Raw genomic sequence first — 17,839 nt, 5'->3', positions numbered from 1 at the left:
ACCGCCCGCCGCCTCCGCCCCCGAACCGCCGTCCGCCCGCCGAAGAGCCGACCGCGATGGTCCGTCCGGTCGAGCCGGATCCGTACGAACGCGAGCCGGACCTCATCACGCATCACGCGCACAACGGCACCGAGCACCCGTACGGCTACGACCCTTACGACGACCGCTATGACGATCGTCACGAAGACGCCGCGTTCGGCGCGGAGGGTGACGACCAGTACGACGAAGAGCCCGTCGAGGACGAAGACGGCGACAAGAAGAAAAAGGACCTGACGCCGAAGCAGCGCAAGAAGCGTCGCTGGAAGATCATCCGCCGGGTCCTCTACGCGATGTTCGGCCTGTTCGTCGTGGTTCCGGCGATCGCGTTCGTCATCACCTACTTCCTGGTGGACGTCCCGTCCCAGGAAAGCGTCGCGAACCTGCAGAGCCAGCCCATCACGCTGAGCTACTCCGACGGCAGCCCGATGGGCAAGATCGCGCCCGCCCAGGGCGGCAGCCGGGTCATCCTGCAGCCGGGAGACATCCCGGAGGTCGTCAAGCACGCCGTGTACGCCGCCGAGGACTCGTCGTTCGAGACCAACTCCGGTTTCGACATCGGCGGCATCCTGCGCGCGGTCTACAACAACGTCACCGGCGGCCAGGGCGGCGGTTCGACGATCTCCCAGCAGTACATCAAGAAGGCCACCGCCAACGAGGCACCGACGCTCACGCGTAAATGGACCGAGCTGGCCAAATCCTTCAAGATGAACAACCAGATGTCCAAAGAGGAGATCATCACCGCGTACCTCAACACCATCTACTTCGGACGCGGCGCGAACGGCATCGAGGCGGCCGCGCAGGCCTACTTCAAGAAGCCCGCGAAGGAGCTCAGCGCGTCCGAGGCCTCCCTGCTCGCCGGCCTGATCCAGGGCCCGAGCCGGTCCGAGAACGAGGCCTACGCGCAGAAGCGCTGGAACTTCGTGATGGATCAGATGGTGGCGAACAAATGGCTGAACCAGGCCGATCGCACCGCCGCGCAGTACCCGACGCCGATCCCGAAGGCACAGGCCAAGGCCGACGACGCCGGGACGCTGAGCCTGCACATCCGCAACCGCGTTATCGACGAACTCGAGGCCCGCGGCTACGACCAGGACCGGCTGCACCAGGGCGGTTTCAAGATCACCACGACGATCGACCCCAAGGCGCAGAAGATGGCCGAGGAGTCCGTCGCGGAGGGCATGAAGGGCCAGACCGACGCGAGCCTCCTCAACGCGCTGGTCGCCGTCGATCCCAAGACCGGCGGCGTGGTCGCCTACTGGGGCGGTCCGGACTGGATCGAAAACGACAAGGGGCAGAAGGTCCCGGCGAACGACTGGGCGAACATCCCGCACAACCCGGGTTCCTCGTTCAAGGCCTTCGACCTGGCCGCGTTCCTGAAGATGGGCAAGGGTCTCGGCGAGACCTTCGACGGCTCCAACAACCGGAAGTTCGACGGCCGTACGGTCCGGAACGCGGGTGAGAGCTCCAGCTGCGGTACGGAGTGCACGGTGGCGAGGGCGACGGAGATCTCCGCGAACACCGTCTTCTACGACATGGTGCGAAACGTCACGAAGGTCGACCCGGTGGCGGACGCCGCGCGGGAAGCCGGCGTCATGACGGTGGACAAGGGCGGCAAGGCGAAGCTGAGCCCCGACATCAACATCGCCCTCGGCGGTGGTGGAACGGTCACCACGGCGGAGGACATGGCCGCCGGTTTCGCCACCTTCGCCAGTGAAGGCGTCCGGCAGAAGCAGCACTTCGTCTCGAAGCTGACCAACTCCCAGGACGAGGTCGAGTTCGACGAGACCGCTCCCAAGGGCACTCCCGCGTTCAGCGACGACGCCGACAAGAGCAAGCAGATCGCCGGAAACGTCACCGACGCGCTCGAGAAGGTCATCCCGTACTCGAAGATGAAGTGCCCGTCGGGTCACGACTGCGCCGGCAAGACCGGGACGCAGCAGTACGACTTCAAGGACAGCGACCCGGTGAGCTACCGGGAACGCAACGCCCAGACCTGGATGGTGGGCTACACGCCGTCCATCTCGGCCGCGGTGTGGGTCGGCGGCGACGGCAACAAGCCGCTGCACGACAAGGGCGGCAAGCCGATCTACGGTAAGACGATCGCCGGTCCGATCTGGGAAGACTTCATCTCCCGGTACATGACCGGCAAGCCGTCGGAGAAGTTCGGCAAGGTCAAGCCCATCGGCAAGGACGCCCGTTCGGTGCCGACGACGACGGTGCAGAAGCCGCCGGAGACGACGACACCGCCCGAGACGACGTCGTCGGCACCTCCGCCGACCACTCCGACCGAGCCCACCGAGCCGACGGAGACGAAGCCGACGAAACCGACGAAGCCCACTTGGCCGACCAGGCCGGGACCGGGAACTTCCGATCCGCTGATTCCGAACCGCGAAGATCCATGATGACCAGGCGAAACGACTGAAGAAGGTGTGCCGGGCAGTGGCCCGGCACACCTTCTTTTCGTCGTACCCGATGAACCTGAACGCTTCAGACACGTCTTATATAGAAGGAGACCTGCGACCGCAGGACCGCGCTCACCACGGAAAGGTTCGGAGGACGTCACAGTGAACGACGATCCCCACGGCGGATGGCCAGGTCAGGACCCTGACCCCGCACGTCGTCCGCAACGCCCGGCCGGACCGCCCCGCCGACCGGCCGGGGGACCACCTCCGGGTTACGGGCAGCGGCAGGGTCCCGGTCAGCAGGGTCCCGGGCAGGCTCCGTGGCAACGGCAGCAGTCGCCCCAGCAGCCTCCACCCCAGCAACGACGTCCGCAGCGGCCGCCGGTCGCGCCGCAACACGAGCCGGACCTCATCACGCACCACGAGCACAACGGAACGACGGAACGGGGCTACGAAGAGCCCTACGACGAGCAGTACGTCCAGGAGACCGGCGAGGACGGGAAACCGGTCCTCACCCCGGCGCAACGCAAGAAACGCCGCTGGAGACGGGTCCGGCGGGTACTGCTCGCGCTGTTCTGCCTGTTCGTGGTGATCCCCGGCATCGCCTTCGTGATCACCTATTTCGCCGTCGACGTCCCCTCGCCGCAGTCCGTCGCGGCCACGCAGGGCCAGGCGGTGACCTACTACTACGCCGACAACACCGAGATGGGCAAGGACGTGCCCAAGGGCGGGAACCGGCAGATCCTGACGCCGGAGCAGATCCCGGACATCGTCAAGAAGGCCGTCATCGCCACCGAAGACGCCTCCTTCGAGACGAACTCGGGCTTCGACGTCGGCGGTATCCTGCGCGCGGTCTACAACCAGGTGACCGCGGGCAAGGGCGGTGGTTCGACCATCTCCCAGCAGTACATCAAGGTCGCCAGCGGGGACGACGATTCGACGCTCACCCGTAAATGGACCGAGCTCGCCAAATCCTTCAAGATGAACCAGACGTACGAGAAGAAGGACATCATCTCGGCGTACCTGAACATCATCTACTTCGGGCGCGGCGCATACGGCATCGAGTCGGCCGCGCAGGCCTTCTTCGGCAAGCCCGCCGGCGAACTGAACGCGTCCGAGGCGGCGCTGCTCGCGGGCCTCATCCAGCAGCCGGGCCGCTCGGAGAACGAGAAGGTCGCGAAGGAACGCTGGACGGTGGCCTTGAACCGCATGGTGGAGAACAAGTTCCTCCCCGCCGCGGAACGCGCCACGCTGGAGTTCCCGACACCGATCCCCCAGGCCGACAAGCAGCAGGCCGGGGTGGTCAACTCGTTCATCCGCGACAAGGTCAAGGAAGAACTGGCCGCGAACGGCATCACCGGCGACGTCTATTACACCGGCGGTTACAAGGTCTACACGACCATCGACCCGAAGGCGCAGGCCGCGGCGGAGCAGGCGATCGCCGACGGGATGAAGGGCCAGACCGACGAGAACATGCTCAACGCGCTCGTCGCCGTCGACCCGAAGACCGGCGGGGTGAAGGCGTACTACGGCGGCGCGACCATCGTGAAGGGGCCGGACGGCAAGGACCAGAAGGGCCGGGACTGGGCGAACACGCCGCAGAACCCCGGGTCGTCGATGAAGCCGTTCGACCTCACCGCGTACCTGAAGCTGGGCAAGGGACTCAACTCGACGTTCGACGGATCCAACAACCGCGAGATCGGCGGCCGGAAGATCCGCAACGCGGGCCCGGGCAGCACCTGTTCGCAGCAGTGCACGGTCTCCGAGGCCATGCAGCGTTCGGCGAACACGGTGTTCTACGACATGGTCTACTCCGTCACGAAGCAGGGACCGGTCGCCGAAGCCGCCAAGGAAGCCGGCGTCAGACCGGCTCCCGACGGCAACGCGGAACTGTTCACCGGCGACAACAACATCTCCCTCGGCGGTGGCCAGACGGTCATCAGCCCGGAGGACATGGCCGCCGCGTACGCCACCTTCGCGGGAGACGGACAGCGTCGCGACAGGCACTTCGTCGTCAAGGTGACGAACTCGCAGGACGAGACGGCGTACTCCGCTCCGGAAGAGGCGAACCCCGCGTTCTCCGACGACTCCGACAAGAGCAAGCAGATCGCCGGCAACGTCACCGAGTCGCTGAAGGGGGTCGTCCCGTTCTCGAAGCTCAAGTGCCCCAACGGACACGAGTGCGCGGGCAAGACCGGGACCCAGCAGCACACCTACCGCAGCGGCGAGCCCGCGTGGGCCAAGGACGCCAACTCGCAGACCTGGATGGTCGGCTACACGCCGTCGATCTCGGCCGCGGTCTGGGTCGGTGGCGACGGTGACAAGGCGCTGAAGGGCAAGAACGGCAAGCCGATCTTCGGTTCGACGATCGCCGGGCCGATCTGGCAGAAGTTCCTTTCCCTGTACCTGAACGGGAAACCGGGGGAGCGCTTCGACAAGGTGAAGATGATCGGCGGCGACGACGCCAACACCATCCCGTCGACGCAGACCCCGCCGGAAGGCGACGAGGACACGAGCCAGACCGGCACGCCGTCGACCGGTCCGTCGACCGGCTCGTCTTCCCGGAACGAGGAGGAAGAGCAGCCTTCGAGTTCGGACAACCCGCCGCCGTCGAGTGAGAACAACAACGGTGGCGAAGAAGGCGGCGGGAACGGCAACGGTCCCGGCCGCGGCGGCAGAGGCGACAACGGATAGCCCGTGAAGTACATGAAGGCCCCTTCCTTGCGTTAGATCCAAGGAAGGGGCCTTCATGTAGTTGGGCTAGAGGGTGACGACGCGGCCTTCGGCGCCGGAGAGGTGAGCGGCCTCGATGACCCGAAGCGCCTGGACGGCCGAAGCGGGATCGACGGGGAAGTCGCCCTTGCCGAGCAGTGCGTCCCGCACCTGTGCGTAGAAGTCCTCGTAGCGGCCGACCTCGGTGGGCACGGTTTCGATTTCGTCGTTCACGCCGAGCTTTCCGGCGTCCGACTCCGGTTCCACACCCCAGCCGGGCTCACCGGGGCGCATCCCGTCCTTGATCTGCGGCTCCTGGACGTCGAGGCCGTACTTCGTGAACGTCGCCTTGTCGCCGAGCACGCGGAACCGCGGGTTCCGGGTTCCCGCGAGCGCCGACGCCCACAGATGCGAGCGCACGCCGTTCGTGTGATGCAGGGCGACGAAGACGTCGTCGTCGACGGAGACCCCGGGGCGGCGTTTGTCGACCTCCGCGTAGACCTCGGCGACCGGGCCGAACAGCTGCAACGCCTGGTCGACGATATGCGCGCCGAGGTCGTAGAGCAGGCCACCGGCCTCGGCGGGGTCGCCGAATTCGCGCCAGTTGTCCTTCGGCTTCGGCACCCAGCGGTCGTAGCGCGATTCGAACCGGAAGACGTCGCCGAGACGTCCGGCGTCGATGAGCTTCCGGACGGTGAGGAAGTCCGAGTCGAAGCGGCGGTTCTGAAAGACCGTCAGGCCGACGCCCTTCGCCTTCGCGGCCTCGACGACCTTCGCCGCTTCGGCCGCCGTCGGCGCGAACGGCTTGTCGACGACCACCGGCAGACCGGCCTCGATCGCCCGGAGTGCGAGCGGGACGTGCGTGCGGTTCGGCGTGCTGACCACGACCAGGTCCAGATCGGCCGCCTTCGCGAACAACGCGTCCGCGTCCGGCAGCACCTCGGCGTTCGGATGGTCGGCGACGGCCTGGTCGACGCGCTCCGGGTTGGAGGTGACGATCGCGGCCGGGGTCAGCCCCGGCGTCGCGCCGATCAGCGGTGCGTGGAAGACCCGCCCGCCGATGCCGTATCCGAAGATCCCCACTCGCAAGTCAGCCATGGTTCCATTAAACAACAGTGTTGCGTAACTGGCCAGCCGTGGCAGGATGCCCGCTATGCCGGACACCGGGGTCAATCTGCGCGGGCTGCGCCAGCACAACCGCGCACTGCTGCTCACGCACATCCTGCGCGCGGGCGGCCTGAGCCGCGTCGAACTCGCGGAGCGCACCCGGCTCACGCAGCAGGCAGTCTCGAAGATCGTCCCCGAACTGCTCGACGCCGGCCTGCTGGACGAGGAGCGTCAGCCCGCGACCGGCGTCGGCAAACCGCGCACGCGGCTGCGCATCCGTGCGGACGCCCGGTGCGCCCTCGGCGCCCAGCTGGACCGGGACTCCTTCCGGGTGGTCAAGACCGACCTGACCGGGAAGATCATCGCGTCGCGAGGTGGGCCGCTGGAGCCGGGATTCACGCCCGAGCAGGCCGTTTCCGCACTCGCCGACGCGGCCGAAGCACTACTCGACGACGCCGACCGCGAACGCGTGCTCGGCCTCGGCCTCGGCGCCGTCGGCCCACTCGACCACCGCGAAGGGCTCGTCCGGGACGCCACGAACATGCCGGGCTGGCACGACGTCCCCCTGCGCGACCTGCTCGCGAAGCGCATCGGACTGCCCGTGCGGCTCGACAAGAACACCAACAGCGCCGCCTTCGCCCAGCACTGGCCGGAAGGTGAGGAGACCGCGACCGCCGTCGTGCTCGTCGGCACCGGAATCGGCGTCGGCCTGCTGATCGACGGCAGGCTGTACCGCGGCCCGCGGACCAACGCGGGCGAGTTCGGGCACACCACCCTCGCCTTCGACGGGCCACGCTGCGCCTGCGGTCGCCGCGGCTGCGTCGAAGTGCTGCACAACGCGGCGCCGACCACCGAAGAGGCGGCCGGACTGCTCGGGATCGGACTCGCCGACCTCGTCCAGGTCCTCGACCTCGAACGCGTCGTGCTGACCGGCCGTTCGGTCCGCGCGGCGCCGGAGATCTACCGCGACACGGTCACCGCGCGGCTGCGGGAGCTGCTGCCTTTGCCGCACTGGCAACGAATCCAGGTCGATCTCGACGAGATGGGCGACGACGTCGTCGCATACGGGGCGGCGGCAGAAGTGCTGGCCGGCTTCTACGGGAGCGGCGAAATCACCAGGGGTCACCCGCGTAGGCGCTAACATCCGCCACGTGTCCGACCAGACGACCCCGCCGGAGCGCGAGGCCCCGCTGTCCCTCACCCCGGGCGAACGGGTCATCCCGAGCTGGAACGAACCGCTCGTGGCCGCGGCCACCCGGCCGATCGGCGGGCCGCTCGGCGAACACGCGGCCGTGGGGCGGCACTGGTTCTGGTCGCCACAGCGGGTCGGGCTGCTGCTGGCCTGCCTCGCGCTGCTGCTCTCGTGGTTCGGCAAGGCGTCCTGCATCCAGCAGTACACCGACGATTCGGGGATGAACCAGCTCGACTGGCGGGCAGGCCGTCCGTTCGTCGCGATGTGTTATTCGGACATCATCCCGCTCTACAGCTCCGAGCGGCTGAACGATCCCGACACCTTCCCGTACGTGACTTCGTGGACCGAAGACGCGGGAACGCCGAAGGAGACCACGCGGTACATGGAGTACCCGGTCGCCACCGGGCTCTTCCAGTGGATCAACGCGAAGCTCGCCGAAGCCTGGCTTTCGGTGGCGGAATCGGGCTGGCTGCCCGGCGCGCTCCCGGTCGCCGTCTACTTCAACCTCTCCGCGCTCTGGCTCGCGCTGGCCTGGCTGGTGACGGTGTGGGCGACCGGCCGCTCACTGAAACGCCGTCCGTGGGACGCGGTGCTGGTGGCGATCTCGCCGCTGGTGCTGGTGCACGCGTTCACCAACTTCGACGCGATCGCCGCCGCGTTCACCGCGACCGCGCTGCTCGCCTGGGCACGACGACGGCCGGAGGTCGCCGGTTTCCTGCTCGGCCTCGGCGCGGCGGCGAAGCTGTATCCGTTGCTCCTGTTGATCCCGCTGCTCTTCCTGTGCCTGCGCGCGGGCAAGGTCAAACAGTGGGCGATCACCGCCGGACTCGCCGCGACGACGTTCGTCGTGGTCAACGTCCCGTTCGCGCTCGCCGCGCCGACCGGCTGGTGGGAGTTCTTCCGGCTCAACACGGTGCGCCCGATGGACCCGGACTCGCTCTACAACGTGATCTCCCACCTCTCCGGCTGGGCCGGTTTCGACGGGAAACTGGCCGCGGGTGAGACGCCGGTCGCGCTCAACGTCGTCGTCGCGGTGCTGTTCCTCGCCGCTTGCGCCGGCATCGGGTACGTCACCCTGACCGCGCCGCGCCGTCCGCGGCTCGGCCAGCTCGCGTTCCTCGTGGTGGCCGCGTTCCTGCTGACCAACAAGGTGTGGAGCCCGCAGTACTCGCTGTGGCTCGTGCCGCTGGCGGTGCTCGCGATCCCGCGCTGGCGGCTGCTGCTCGGCTGGATGATCATCGACGCCCTGGTCTGGGCACCGCGGATGATGTACTACCTCGGCGTCGACAACAAAGGCCTGCCCGAGGACTGGTTCCTCGGCACCGTCGTCGTCCGCGACCTCGCGGTGATCGGTCTGTGCGCGCTGGTGATCCGCGAGATCTACAAACCGCGGACGGATCTGGTCCGCGTCGCCGGGGACGACGATCCGGTGGGCGGATTCCTCGATGGCGCCCCCGACGCGCGGACGTTCAAACGCGCTTCAACACCTCCGGTCCAGGACGCTCCAGCTTGAGGTGCTTGCCGAAGTCGTCGGAGCCGAAGTCGTCGATCTGGACGACGACCTCGTCCGGGGAGGTCTCGACCAGACGGCAGGCGAACCAGTCGTCGCCGTATTTGACCGACCACCGGTCGGCGAGGACGGCCAGCCCTTCCGCCTCCAGCAACGCCACGGAGTCGTCGAAGGCGGCCGGCCCGCCGAGCGGGTAGCCGAAAACGGTCAATGCCTGCCAACGGTCGTCCGGCGAAGGAGCGACGTACCCCACGTGCTCCCCGTCTTCGCCCCGGTAAACGGTCTCGATCATGCGGACCAGGGTCGACCCTCCCGTGGCGTGAGGGTCAAGCCGATTCAGCGGACGAGGTAGCCGCCGGTGCTGGTCTGGAAGAACGGGACCGGGCCGGTGCACGGCAGGACGTCGTGCTCGATGCCGCCGTAAGCCCAGCTCCAGCCGATCCGGTCGTGGCCGCGCGGCTCGTCCTGCACCGAGAAACCGACCCTGCGGCCGACCATGTTCACCGGGAGGCCGGGGATGTCGGCGCGTTCGATCACGCCGGTCAGGATGGCGAGGCTCCCGGCCCGCGCGACGCAGTCGATCCTGCCGTCGAAGTCGGCGACGAGCTTCCCGTCCTTGGCCAGGTGATTCACGTGGAACCGGCCCGACGACTTCCCGGGTTCACCGAAGGCGGCGAAGTCGAACCGGACCGGCTCGCCTTCGTAGGCGGGGAAGGTCAGCGGACCGCCCGCCGATCCCACGACGGCCGAACCGGACGACCGCTCCGGCGCGGCGTTCGCCTGCGTCGCCCCGAGCGTTCCCGCAACGGCGGCGAGGACGGCGACCGCGGCGATCTTGGCCTTGATGTTCATGGCTTTCCCTCCAGTACCGGGTGTTTCCCGGTCGAGGTCGAGCCTTCCGGTACCCGCGCGGCCGGACCTCCCGCTGGAGAGGGAACGATCTCCCACCTGGGTAGCCTGCGCGGATGGCCCTCCACCTGGGCGGAGGGCTGCACGCGCGGCTGTCCCAGCTGGATTCGATGATCGACACCACGGTGGCGTGAGTCGTGAGTGTTTTGGGTCGTTCTAACCGTCCTTACCACTCACGACCCTCTGGACCGAATGGCCGGTTTCGCGTGACTGAGGGGACGGCACGTGTGATCCGGCGGACGGCACGCGTGATCAGCTGGACGACACTCGCGCAGCAGGTAAGACTCAGCTGGCTTCAGCGACCCAAAACACTCACGAGGGGGTCAGGCGGAGGCGACGCGTTCGCGCAGGTAGGCGATGTCGGCGGCCTGGCCGTCGGCCGGGGTCTCGACGACCACGGGGGCGCCGGCCTCGGCCGCGACCGCCGCCAGCACCTCGGGGTCGATGGTGCCGTCGCCGCCGACGACGTTGGCGTGCCGGTCGCGGGTGGAACCGAACTCGTCGCGCGAGTTGTTGAGGTGGACCAGGTCGATCCGGCCGGTGATGGCCTTGACCTTCTTGACCGCCTCGGTCAGGTCCCAGCCCGCCGCGTACGCGTGGCAGGTGTCGAAGCAGAAGCCCGCACCGAACTCGCCGACCTTGTCCCAGAGCCGGGCGATCGTGTCGAGGTCGCGGGTCATCGCGTTGTCGCCGCCCGCGGTGTTCTCGATCAGGATCGGAACGGCGAAGCCGCCCTTCTCCGCTTCGCGCTCGAAGAGCTTGCGCCAGTTGATAAGGCCTTCTTCGACGTCTTCAGCGGCACCGACGTGACCGCCGTGCACGACGAGCCCCTTCGCACCGACTTCGGCCGCGCCGTTCGCGTGCTGTGTGACGTTCTTGCGCGAGGGGATGCGGATGCGGTTGTTCATCGACGCGACGTTGATCAGATACGGCGAGTGGATGAACACCTCGACCGGTGATTCCTTGATCGCCTCGCCGTGCGGGTGGGGTTTCGGGGCTTTCCAGCCCTGCGGGTCGGAAAGGAAGAACTGGAGAACCTCGGCGTCGCGTTCGGCGACCGCGGAGAGGGGGTCGTCGTCGCGGACATGGGCGCCAATTTTCATGGTGGCAACTTACCCTCGCCGAATTTTTCCGTGCGCGGTCCGAGGCGGTCACGCTCGTGGGGTAGCGTGAGCGCGTTCCGTTAAAACCGCGTTGGGTCTGCAGGGGCGGAGGACGAGCTCGATGGGGAAGACTGCCGGGCGGATCACGGCATTGGGTTTCGCACTTTCGGTTTCGGCCGGGCTCGCGTTCCCCACGATCGCGATGGCCGCCGAGGAACCGAATCCGACCCTTTCCGGCGAATGTGCCGCCACGCTGCAGAACGGTAAGGCCGCCAACGGTCTCGTTCTCGACGCGGGCGCGCCGCTCAACTCGCCCGAGGCGCTGACGGTCGGTCTCGACTCGAAGGCCAAGACCGCCGAGGGCCGGAAGCCACTGCTCTCGCTGCCGGTCGGTGACGTGGTCAAGGCGACCGGCCTGACCGACAACGCGGTCGGCGACCTCGCCGCGAAGGGCCTTTGCCCGCCGGTTCAGGGCACCGTCAACGCGGTCGGCAACCTGACGCAGGGCGTCGTCGAACAGGTTCCGGGTGTTCCCGAGGTCCCGCCGGGCCCGAAGCCGCCCGAGGACCCCAAGCCGCCCCAGCCCGAGCCCCCGAAGCCGCCCGCACCGGGTGGCCCCGGCAGCGAACTCCCGGTCGAATCCGACCCGGGTTCCTCCACCGGCATCGGCGGCGACTCGATCGCCGGCGTGATCGGCAACGCGGCACTGCTCCCGGGCAACTTCGTCCAGGCGCCGGTGATCACCGAGATCATCCCCGGCGAGGTGCCGCCGCCCACCGTCGACGAAAAGGACACCGGCAACGCGCAGGCCGTCCAGGCCCCGGTCACCCCGGCCAAGCTGCCGCTGCTGCTCGCGGTGCTGGCGCTGGCCGTCGTCGCCGCGGCGCTGGTCCGCGCCTGGCTGCGCGGCAAGCCCGCCTGATCTCACTTTCGGTGACGCCCGCTTCCACTCGAATGCCTGACCTCTTCGAGTGAGCGGGCGTTACTTGTCTCCATTAGCGTCGTTGTGCAGGTAGGCGAACCCTGACCGAACCTGGACGACGGAGGAGTCGAAGGCATGCGCGAACGGACACGGAGGGCGACGGCCCTGGGTGCTTCGGCCTTCATTCTCGCGGGCTCGGCCGCCCTCGCCATGCCCGGCCAGGCGGCCGCCGCCGAGACCAAGACCGCCACCTGCGGTGGATCGGTGTCCGCGAAACCGGGCGACAAGATCCTCGGTAAGACGCCGTTGCTCGGCCTGCCGCTGGACCTCGGCTACGCCGGACCGGTCTCCGGAGTGCTCACCGGCACGATCAACGCGCTGCTCGGCACGGTCTGCAAGGTGACGGTGACCATCGTGAACGCCGTCGTCGCCCCGGTCCCGGTCATCGGCGAACCCGCCGCGGAAGCGCTGACCGGTGCCGTCTCCGGCACTCACGACGCACTGACCGGTGGCGGCAAGCCCGCCCCCGGAACCCAGCCCCAGCCTGGGAAACCCGCACCCGGCACGCCCGGCGGCCCGCAGACGGGCGGCCCGGGTGCTCCGGCGCAGGGCGGCAACCCGGCGGGCGGCCCCGGCATCCCGGCGGCGAACAGCCCGCTGCTGCCCGGCACCTTCACCCCGAACTTCGGCGGCCTGCCGTGGGGCGTCAGCACGGGCTACGCCCCGATGCGCGACTACAGCTCCATCCCGATGGCGATGGCCGGGGTCTTCAGCCCTTCGCCCGGTATTCGTTACGGCGGTCAGATCCCGGGTTACGCGCCGCAGTTCGGTGTTTCGGCCGAGGGTGAGAACGGCGCCGGAAATCCGGACGTCCAGAACGCGGGACAGGCCGAGGCCCTACCGAGTGTGAGCGACGGATTCACTCAAGACGGGAAACTTCCGCTGCTGATCGCCGTTTTGGCACTCTCCGGAGTCAGCGCCGGCCTCGTTCGCACCTGGGTCCTCCGCCGAATGGCCGCTACAAATTAGTCCTACCGCCTAGTATCTTTCGGATCACTCCCTCGTTATCCCCGTTGGTAGTGCTTTTCTCTCTGGTGAAAACCTGATGCACTGCCTCACGCCCCCACCGACCCGGAGGATCGCGCTCGTGCGGAAGACCACCATCTGGCAGACCACCCGCAAGGCGCTCACCGTCTCCGCACTCGCGGCCATGGTCACCGGTGGCGCGTTCCTGACCGGCGGCACCGCTTCGGCGGCGACCACGCTGGCGAACGCGTGCAGCGGCACCGTGAACGGCGGCATGGGCGACACCGTCGCGATCACCGGCACCTCGGTCAAGGAACTGGTGCGGGCGGGCGCTCGGGAAGCGGGCACGCTGGCACTCTGGGACGTCGCCGCGAACGACATCGCCAAGGTCAACACGATCTCCGTCGGTGCGGTCCCGAATTCCTCGGGCGGCACGGTCGACGGGAAGACCATCGGTGCGGCCGTGCGACAGGCGGTCAAGGAGACGAAGTCCTGGGGACTCGGTCTCGACCCGAACAAGACGCTGAACTCCATCGAGCACAAGGTCGCCGGAAGCTGCGGCCTCACCACGGTGGCGACGAACTATGTCGCGCCCACGCTTCCCGCCCCCGGCACCACCGCCCCCCAGCAGGGCGGCAACGGCGGCGGCACCAACGGTGTCGCGCCGGGTACACCGAACCTGCTCCCGGGCGGCAACGGCACCGGTTACGCCCCGCCGCGCGAATACGGCAACCTGCCGGTCGCGCAGCCGGGTGTCGCGGTGGCGCCGGGCGTGCGCTACCCGGCCAACAGCCCGCTCCCGGGCGAGGGCGGCCCGCAGTACGGCGTCCCCGGCGCCGACGGCCAGGCCGGTCAAGGCGCCGACGTCCGCAACGCCGGCAACGCCGAGGCGCTCGCGACCGACGGCATGCCGGGCGGCGACGTCCAGCTGCCGATGCTGCTCGCGGTGCTCGTGCTGGCCGGAGTGACCGCCGCGCTGGTCCGCACCTGGGTCCTGCGCCGCGTCGCCTGACCTGGGGCGAGGCCCTCGAATACGGCCAGGTACGCTTACCTGGACAAACCCTCCTGCCACGGACAGTCCGTGGCCGCGAGCCCATAGGAGGTGAGTGGTTGTGTCACGCCATTACGAGGTAATGGTCATCCTGGACCCCACGCTCGATGAGCGTACGGTCGCCCCGACCCTGGACAACTTCCTCAACGTGATCCGTACTTCTGGCGGAAGCGTGGAGAAGGTCGACGTCTGGGGACGCCGCCGTCTGTCGTACGAGATCAAGAAGCACGCCGAGGGCATCTACGCGCTCCTCGACCTGAACTCGACGTCGGAAGCGGTCAAGGAGCTGGACCGTCAGCTCTCGCTTCAGGAGACCGTGCTCCGCACCAAGGTCATGCGCCGCGAGATCCCGCGCGCCACGACCGCCGCCGCCAAGGCCTGAGCCGAAGGACTTCCCGATGGCTGGAGACACCGTCATCACGGTGATCGGCAACCTCACGTCCGACCCGGAGCTTCGCTTCACCCCTTCCGGTGCGGCGGTCGCGAACTTCACGGTCGCGTCCACCCCGCGCACGCTGGACCGTCAGTCCGGTGAGTGGAAGGACGGCGAGGCCCTGTTCCTGCGCTGCAACATCTGGCGTCAGGCGGCCGAGAACGTCGCCGAGTCGCTGACGCGTGGCGCGCGAGTCGTCGTGCAGGGGCGCCTCAAGCAGCGGTCTTTCGAGACCAAGGAAGGCGAGAAGCGCACCGTCGTCGAGCTCGAGGTCGATGAAATCGGCCCGTCGCTGCGCTACGCCACCGCCAAGGTGAACAAGGTCAGCCGTGGCACCGGTGGCGGTGGAGGCGGCGGCTTCGGCGGAGGCGGCGGCGGTGGCCAGAGCGGCCCGCCCGCCGACGACCCGTGGGGCTCCGCTCCGCCCGCCGGTGGCGGCGGCGGTGGCGGCGGCTTCTCCGACGAGCCGCCCTTCTGACCTGACAGGCGGTCCACCGCGAGCGTGAGCTCCGCGAGACGCCTCGAGACAACCACTACGTAGAAATCCAGGAGTATTGCCGTGGCCAAGCCACCCATCCGCAAGCCCAAGAAGAAGGTCTGCGTTTTCTGCAAGGCCGAGAAGAAGGGCCGCCCGGAGAACATCGACTACAAGGACACCAACCTGCTGCGGAAGTACATCTCCGACCGCGGCAAGATCCGTGCCCGCCGGGTGACCGGCAACTGCAGCCAGCACCAGCGTGACATCGCCATCGCGGTCAAGAACTCCCGCGAAATGGCGCTGCTGCCCTACACCTCGACCGCACGCTAAGGAGGCACGTCAATGGCGAAGATCATTCTCACCACCGACGTCGCCAACCTCGGTGGACCCGGCGACATCGTCGAGGTCAAGGACGGCTACGCACGGAACTTCCTCCTCCCCCGCGGCTACGCGATCGTGGCCACCAAGGGCGCGGAGAAGAACGTGCGCACGATCAAGCGGGCGCAGGAGAGCCGTCGCATCCGCGACCTCGACCACGCCAAGGAGATCAAGGCGACCCTGGAGGGCCTCGGCGCCGTCCAGCTGACCGGCAAGGCGGCCGAAGGCTCGAAGAAGCTCTTCGGTTCGATCACCACCGCCGAGATCGTGGACGCGATCAAGGCCGCCGGCGGCCCGCTGCTCGACAAGCGCGTCATCGAGCTGAAGGACCACATCAAGACCGTGGGCAAGCACTCGGTCGGCGCCCGCCTGCACCCCGACGTCCGCGTCGACGTGCGGCTCGAGGTCAAGGCCAAGTAACACCGCTTCCGGCTCAGGGCGGGACGTCTCCATCTCGGAGATGTCCCGCCCTTTGCTTTGCGCGGAACCTCGCCCGGCCGGGCTGCGTCTGAGGCTTGACTGGGGATCAGGGCATTATGAGACTCGACGTTGAGGCACGGGGACTCAAAAGGGGATCGGGAAGCATGGCTTACGACAGCAACGCCGAGCAGAACCGGCAGGAAAAGGTCACGGTGTCCGCGCCGGCCAACCCGGACAAGCCGGCGTCCACGTCGGGCGGGGGTGGCGGCGGATTCACCTTCGACAAGGACAAGATCGACGGCATCATCAAGAAGTGGACCGACCTGCAGGCCGAGCTCAAGAAGGACTACCGCGACGCGAACCTGATGGCGAACGTCAAGGCGCCCGGCAAGGAGTTCGCGAGCGGCGACTGGGAGAAGCTGGCGAACCCGTCGGGCAAGGCGTTCCTGGAGCAGAACCAGAAGATGCAGGACTACGTCAAGAACTACATCGACCAGCTGACCGCCGCGAAGCAGAAGATCGCCACGAACGAAGCCGAGACGCAGGCCTCGCTCGACAAGCACAAGGCCGTGTGATGCGACGTTCCCTCGTATGCGTTCTCGCCGCCGCCGCGCTGGTCGCGGGCTGTTCGGGCACCAAGAACGGCACGGCCTCCTCGGAGCCGTCTTACGCGACAGGCTCTCCGAGTGCCCCGAACGGTTCGTCCGGCTCCGCGCCGAAGGTGTCGAGCCCGCTGAAGACATCGTCGATCGAGAGCGACGCGTGCTCCGCGCTTTCGGCCGCGAAGCGCTCCGAGCTCGGACTCGGCGAAGGTGAGGCCGGCACCACGAGCGTGGGCAAGGGCTGCACGCTCTACGCCGCCGACGACAAGCTGAACCAGGTCGACATCAGCCCGGTGCTCGCGAACAAGAACGGCCTCAGCGACGTCTACGACACGAAGGCCAACAACGAGTACTTCGAGCCGACGGAGGTCGCCGGCTACCCGGCCGTGTACGCCGCGTCGCTCGACCACCGCAAAGACGGCAAATGCGGGCTCTTCGTCGGCGTGACCGACCAGCTGTCCGTGAACATCCTCGTGCAGTACGACAACGGGCCCGGCGCGAGCGATCCGTGCCCCGTCGCGCTCAAGGTGGGGGAAGCGATGATCCAGACGTTGAAGGAGGGCTGACGGGTGTTCCTGCTGCCGATCATCGCCGGGTACTCGGCCTACAACCTGGCGACCACGAAATCCGGCGACTTCGAAGCGTCGGGCGGCGATCGGAAGATCGACTGCTACAACATCTGGGAGAAGATCGTCACCGGTCCCGGTACCGGGTCGATCCAGGAGGGCCAGTCCGCGGCGACCCGGCTGAAGGCCGGCTACCAGGACAGGCTGACCACCATCGACAACCTGTCGAAGGAGATGGACGCCGCCTGGACCGGCAAGAGCGCCGAAGCCGCGCAGGAGTCCGGCGCGCATCCGCTTCGAGCGTGGATGGAGGACTCCGGCAAGAAGCTGACGGACTCCGACAAGTACCTCGGCGAGCAGAACACCGCTTTCACCACGGTGAAGGCGAAGGTGCAGCAGGTCCCGAAGGACCCGCCGAAGAACAACCTGCTCAACTCCATCACCCCGTGGACCACCGACACCGACCGCGCGATCCGGGACTACAACTCCAAGGGCCAAGCGAACGTCGACGCGTTCAACGAGTACTTCAAGGCCAGTAGCGAGAACGGCAAGAAGCTGCCCACCTACTCCAAGATGGAGGGGCAGAACACCAACGTCGACGTGAACGGCGGCGGCAAGGACAAGGGCAAGGACGACGGCGGGCAGGGCGACCGGAACGGGAACAACGGCATGCCGCCGGGTTCCTCGGTACCTCCCGGCTCTTCCGTGCCGCCGGGCGGTATGCCCAGCATCCCGGGTTCGAACCTGCCGGGCTCCAACCTGCCCGGGTCGAACATGCCGGGGATGCCGGGTTCCAACCTGCCGGGTTCCAACCTGCCCGGATCCAACCTGCCGGGCTCGAACCTCCCCGGGTCCAACCTGCCCGGCTCGAATCTGCCCGGCGGGCAGTACAACCCGAACATCCCGGGCAGCGACTACAAGCCGCCGTCCTGGAACGACGGCACGAGCGCGTCCGGTTTCACCCCGCCGAAGATCCCCGGCGCCGGCGG

General features: G+C 68.0%; 18 protein-coding genes. 14 read left to right on the top strand and 4 right to left on the bottom strand.

Annotation, left to right across the window (positions count from 1 at the left end; all coding sequences use genetic code 11):
* The first annotated feature begins 56 nt into the window (after positions 1–56).
* Positions 57–2,441 carry a transglycosylase domain-containing protein gene (locus tag H5J31_RS36940; RefSeq protein ID WP_181777303.1) on the top strand — a complete coding sequence of 795 codons (2,385 nt, stop codon included), beginning with the start codon at positions 57–59 and terminating at the stop codon, positions 2,439–2,441.
* Positions 2,442–2,603: 162 nt separating this feature from the next.
* Positions 2,604–5,135, top strand: a complete 2,532-nt coding sequence (locus H5J31_RS36935) for a transglycosylase domain-containing protein (RefSeq protein ID WP_181777301.1) — start codon at positions 2,604–2,606, stop codon at positions 5,133–5,135.
* 66 nt (positions 5,136–5,201) lie between these two features.
* Here the strand turns inward: H5J31_RS36935 and H5J31_RS36930 are convergent, their stop codons facing one another.
* Positions 5,202–6,251: a Gfo/Idh/MocA family oxidoreductase gene (locus H5J31_RS36930; protein ID WP_181777300.1), complete on the bottom strand. Its 1,050-nt coding sequence runs from the start codon at positions 6,249–6,251 to the stop codon at positions 5,202–5,204.
* Positions 6,252–6,306: 55 nt separating this feature from the next.
* Between H5J31_RS36930 and H5J31_RS36925 the strand changes: the two genes are divergently transcribed.
* Complete coding sequence (locus tag H5J31_RS36925) at positions 6,307–7,401, top strand: ROK family transcriptional regulator (RefSeq protein WP_181777299.1); 1,095 nt, start codon at positions 6,307–6,309, stop codon at positions 7,399–7,401.
* A 10-nt stretch (positions 7,402–7,411) separates the two neighbouring features.
* A complete protein-coding gene (locus tag H5J31_RS36920) occupies positions 7,412–8,965 on the top strand; it encodes a glycosyltransferase family 87 protein (RefSeq protein WP_181777298.1) in 1,554 nt (517 codons plus the stop codon).
* Here the strand turns inward: H5J31_RS36920 and H5J31_RS36915 are convergent.
* The 3 genes from H5J31_RS36915 to H5J31_RS36905 all read right to left on the bottom strand — a co-directional run bounded on the left by H5J31_RS36915 (position 8,922) and on the right by H5J31_RS36905 (position 10,974).
* Positions 8,922–9,254 carry a hypothetical protein gene (locus H5J31_RS36915; protein ID WP_181777297.1) on the bottom strand — a complete coding sequence of 111 codons (333 nt, stop codon included), beginning with the start codon at positions 9,252–9,254 and terminating at the stop codon, positions 8,922–8,924. The two genes, H5J31_RS36920 and H5J31_RS36915, sit on opposite strands and share 44 nt — an antisense overlap.
* 44 nt (positions 9,255–9,298) lie before the next feature.
* Entirely contained in the window at positions 9,299–9,910 is a 612-nt protein-coding gene (locus H5J31_RS36910) for a hypothetical protein (protein WP_328701706.1), read from the bottom strand.
* A 284-nt stretch (positions 9,911–10,194) separates the two neighbouring features.
* Positions 10,195–10,974 (bottom strand): deoxyribonuclease IV, encoded by a 780-nt coding sequence (locus H5J31_RS36905; RefSeq protein WP_181777296.1) that lies wholly within the window; start codon positions 10,972–10,974, stop codon positions 10,195–10,197.
* A gap of 121 nt (positions 10,975–11,095) precedes the next feature.
* Between H5J31_RS36905 and H5J31_RS36900 the strand changes: the two genes are divergently transcribed.
* The 10 genes from H5J31_RS36900 to H5J31_RS36855 form a co-directional block, all read left to right on the top strand.
* On the top strand, positions 11,096–11,896 hold the full coding sequence (locus tag H5J31_RS36900) for a hypothetical protein (RefSeq protein WP_181777295.1): 801 nt from the start codon (positions 11,096–11,098) through the stop codon (positions 11,894–11,896).
* A 135-nt stretch (positions 11,897–12,031) separates the two neighbouring features.
* Positions 12,032–12,925 (top strand): hypothetical protein, encoded by an 894-nt coding sequence (locus H5J31_RS36895; protein WP_181777294.1) that lies wholly within the window; start codon positions 12,032–12,034, stop codon positions 12,923–12,925.
* A 118-nt stretch (positions 12,926–13,043) separates the two neighbouring features.
* Positions 13,044–13,934, top strand: coding sequence for a hypothetical protein (locus H5J31_RS36890; RefSeq protein WP_181777293.1), 891 nt, complete (start codon positions 13,044–13,046; stop codon positions 13,932–13,934).
* A 100-nt stretch (positions 13,935–14,034) separates the two neighbouring features.
* Entirely contained in the window at positions 14,035–14,355 is a 321-nt protein-coding gene (gene rpsF / locus H5J31_RS36885; RefSeq protein ID WP_181777292.1) for a 30S ribosomal protein S6, read from the top strand.
* 16 nt (positions 14,356–14,371) lie between these two features.
* Positions 14,372–14,884, top strand: a complete 513-nt coding sequence (locus tag H5J31_RS36880) for a single-stranded DNA-binding protein (RefSeq protein ID WP_181777291.1) — start codon at positions 14,372–14,374, stop codon at positions 14,882–14,884.
* 81 nt (positions 14,885–14,965) lie between these two features.
* Positions 14,966–15,214 (top strand): 30S ribosomal protein S18, encoded by a 249-nt coding sequence (gene rpsR, locus H5J31_RS36875; protein ID WP_005168122.1) that lies wholly within the window; start codon positions 14,966–14,968, stop codon positions 15,212–15,214.
* 12 nt (positions 15,215–15,226) lie between these two features.
* The gene (rplI, locus tag H5J31_RS36870; protein ID WP_061981689.1) at positions 15,227–15,682 is read left to right on the top strand and encodes a 50S ribosomal protein L9; all 456 of its coding nucleotides are present in this window, start codon (positions 15,227–15,229) and stop codon (positions 15,680–15,682) included.
* 164 nt (positions 15,683–15,846) lie between these two features.
* Positions 15,847–16,257 (top strand): hypothetical protein, encoded by a 411-nt coding sequence (locus H5J31_RS36865; RefSeq protein ID WP_181777290.1) that lies wholly within the window; start codon positions 15,847–15,849, stop codon positions 16,255–16,257.
* The gene (locus tag H5J31_RS36860; RefSeq protein WP_181777289.1) at positions 16,257–16,850 is read left to right on the top strand and encodes a DUF3558 domain-containing protein; all 594 of its coding nucleotides are present in this window, start codon (positions 16,257–16,259) and stop codon (positions 16,848–16,850) included. The genes H5J31_RS36865 and H5J31_RS36860 overlap by 1 nt, the downstream gene beginning before the upstream one ends.
* Before the next feature lie 3 nt (positions 16,851–16,853).
* Positions 16,854–17,839 (top strand): PPE domain-containing protein (locus H5J31_RS36855; protein ID WP_181777288.1); only part of this gene is annotated, 986 nt, incomplete at its 3' end.

It is taken from the genome of Amycolatopsis pittospori (genome assembly GCF_013870525.1).
In the GTDB taxonomy this organism is placed as follows: Bacteria; Actinomycetota; Actinomycetes; order Mycobacteriales; family Pseudonocardiaceae; genus Amycolatopsis; species Amycolatopsis pittospori.
The sequence above is the reverse complement of the archived record's forward strand: the minus strand, read 5'-3'. Positions and strand labels throughout refer to the sequence as shown.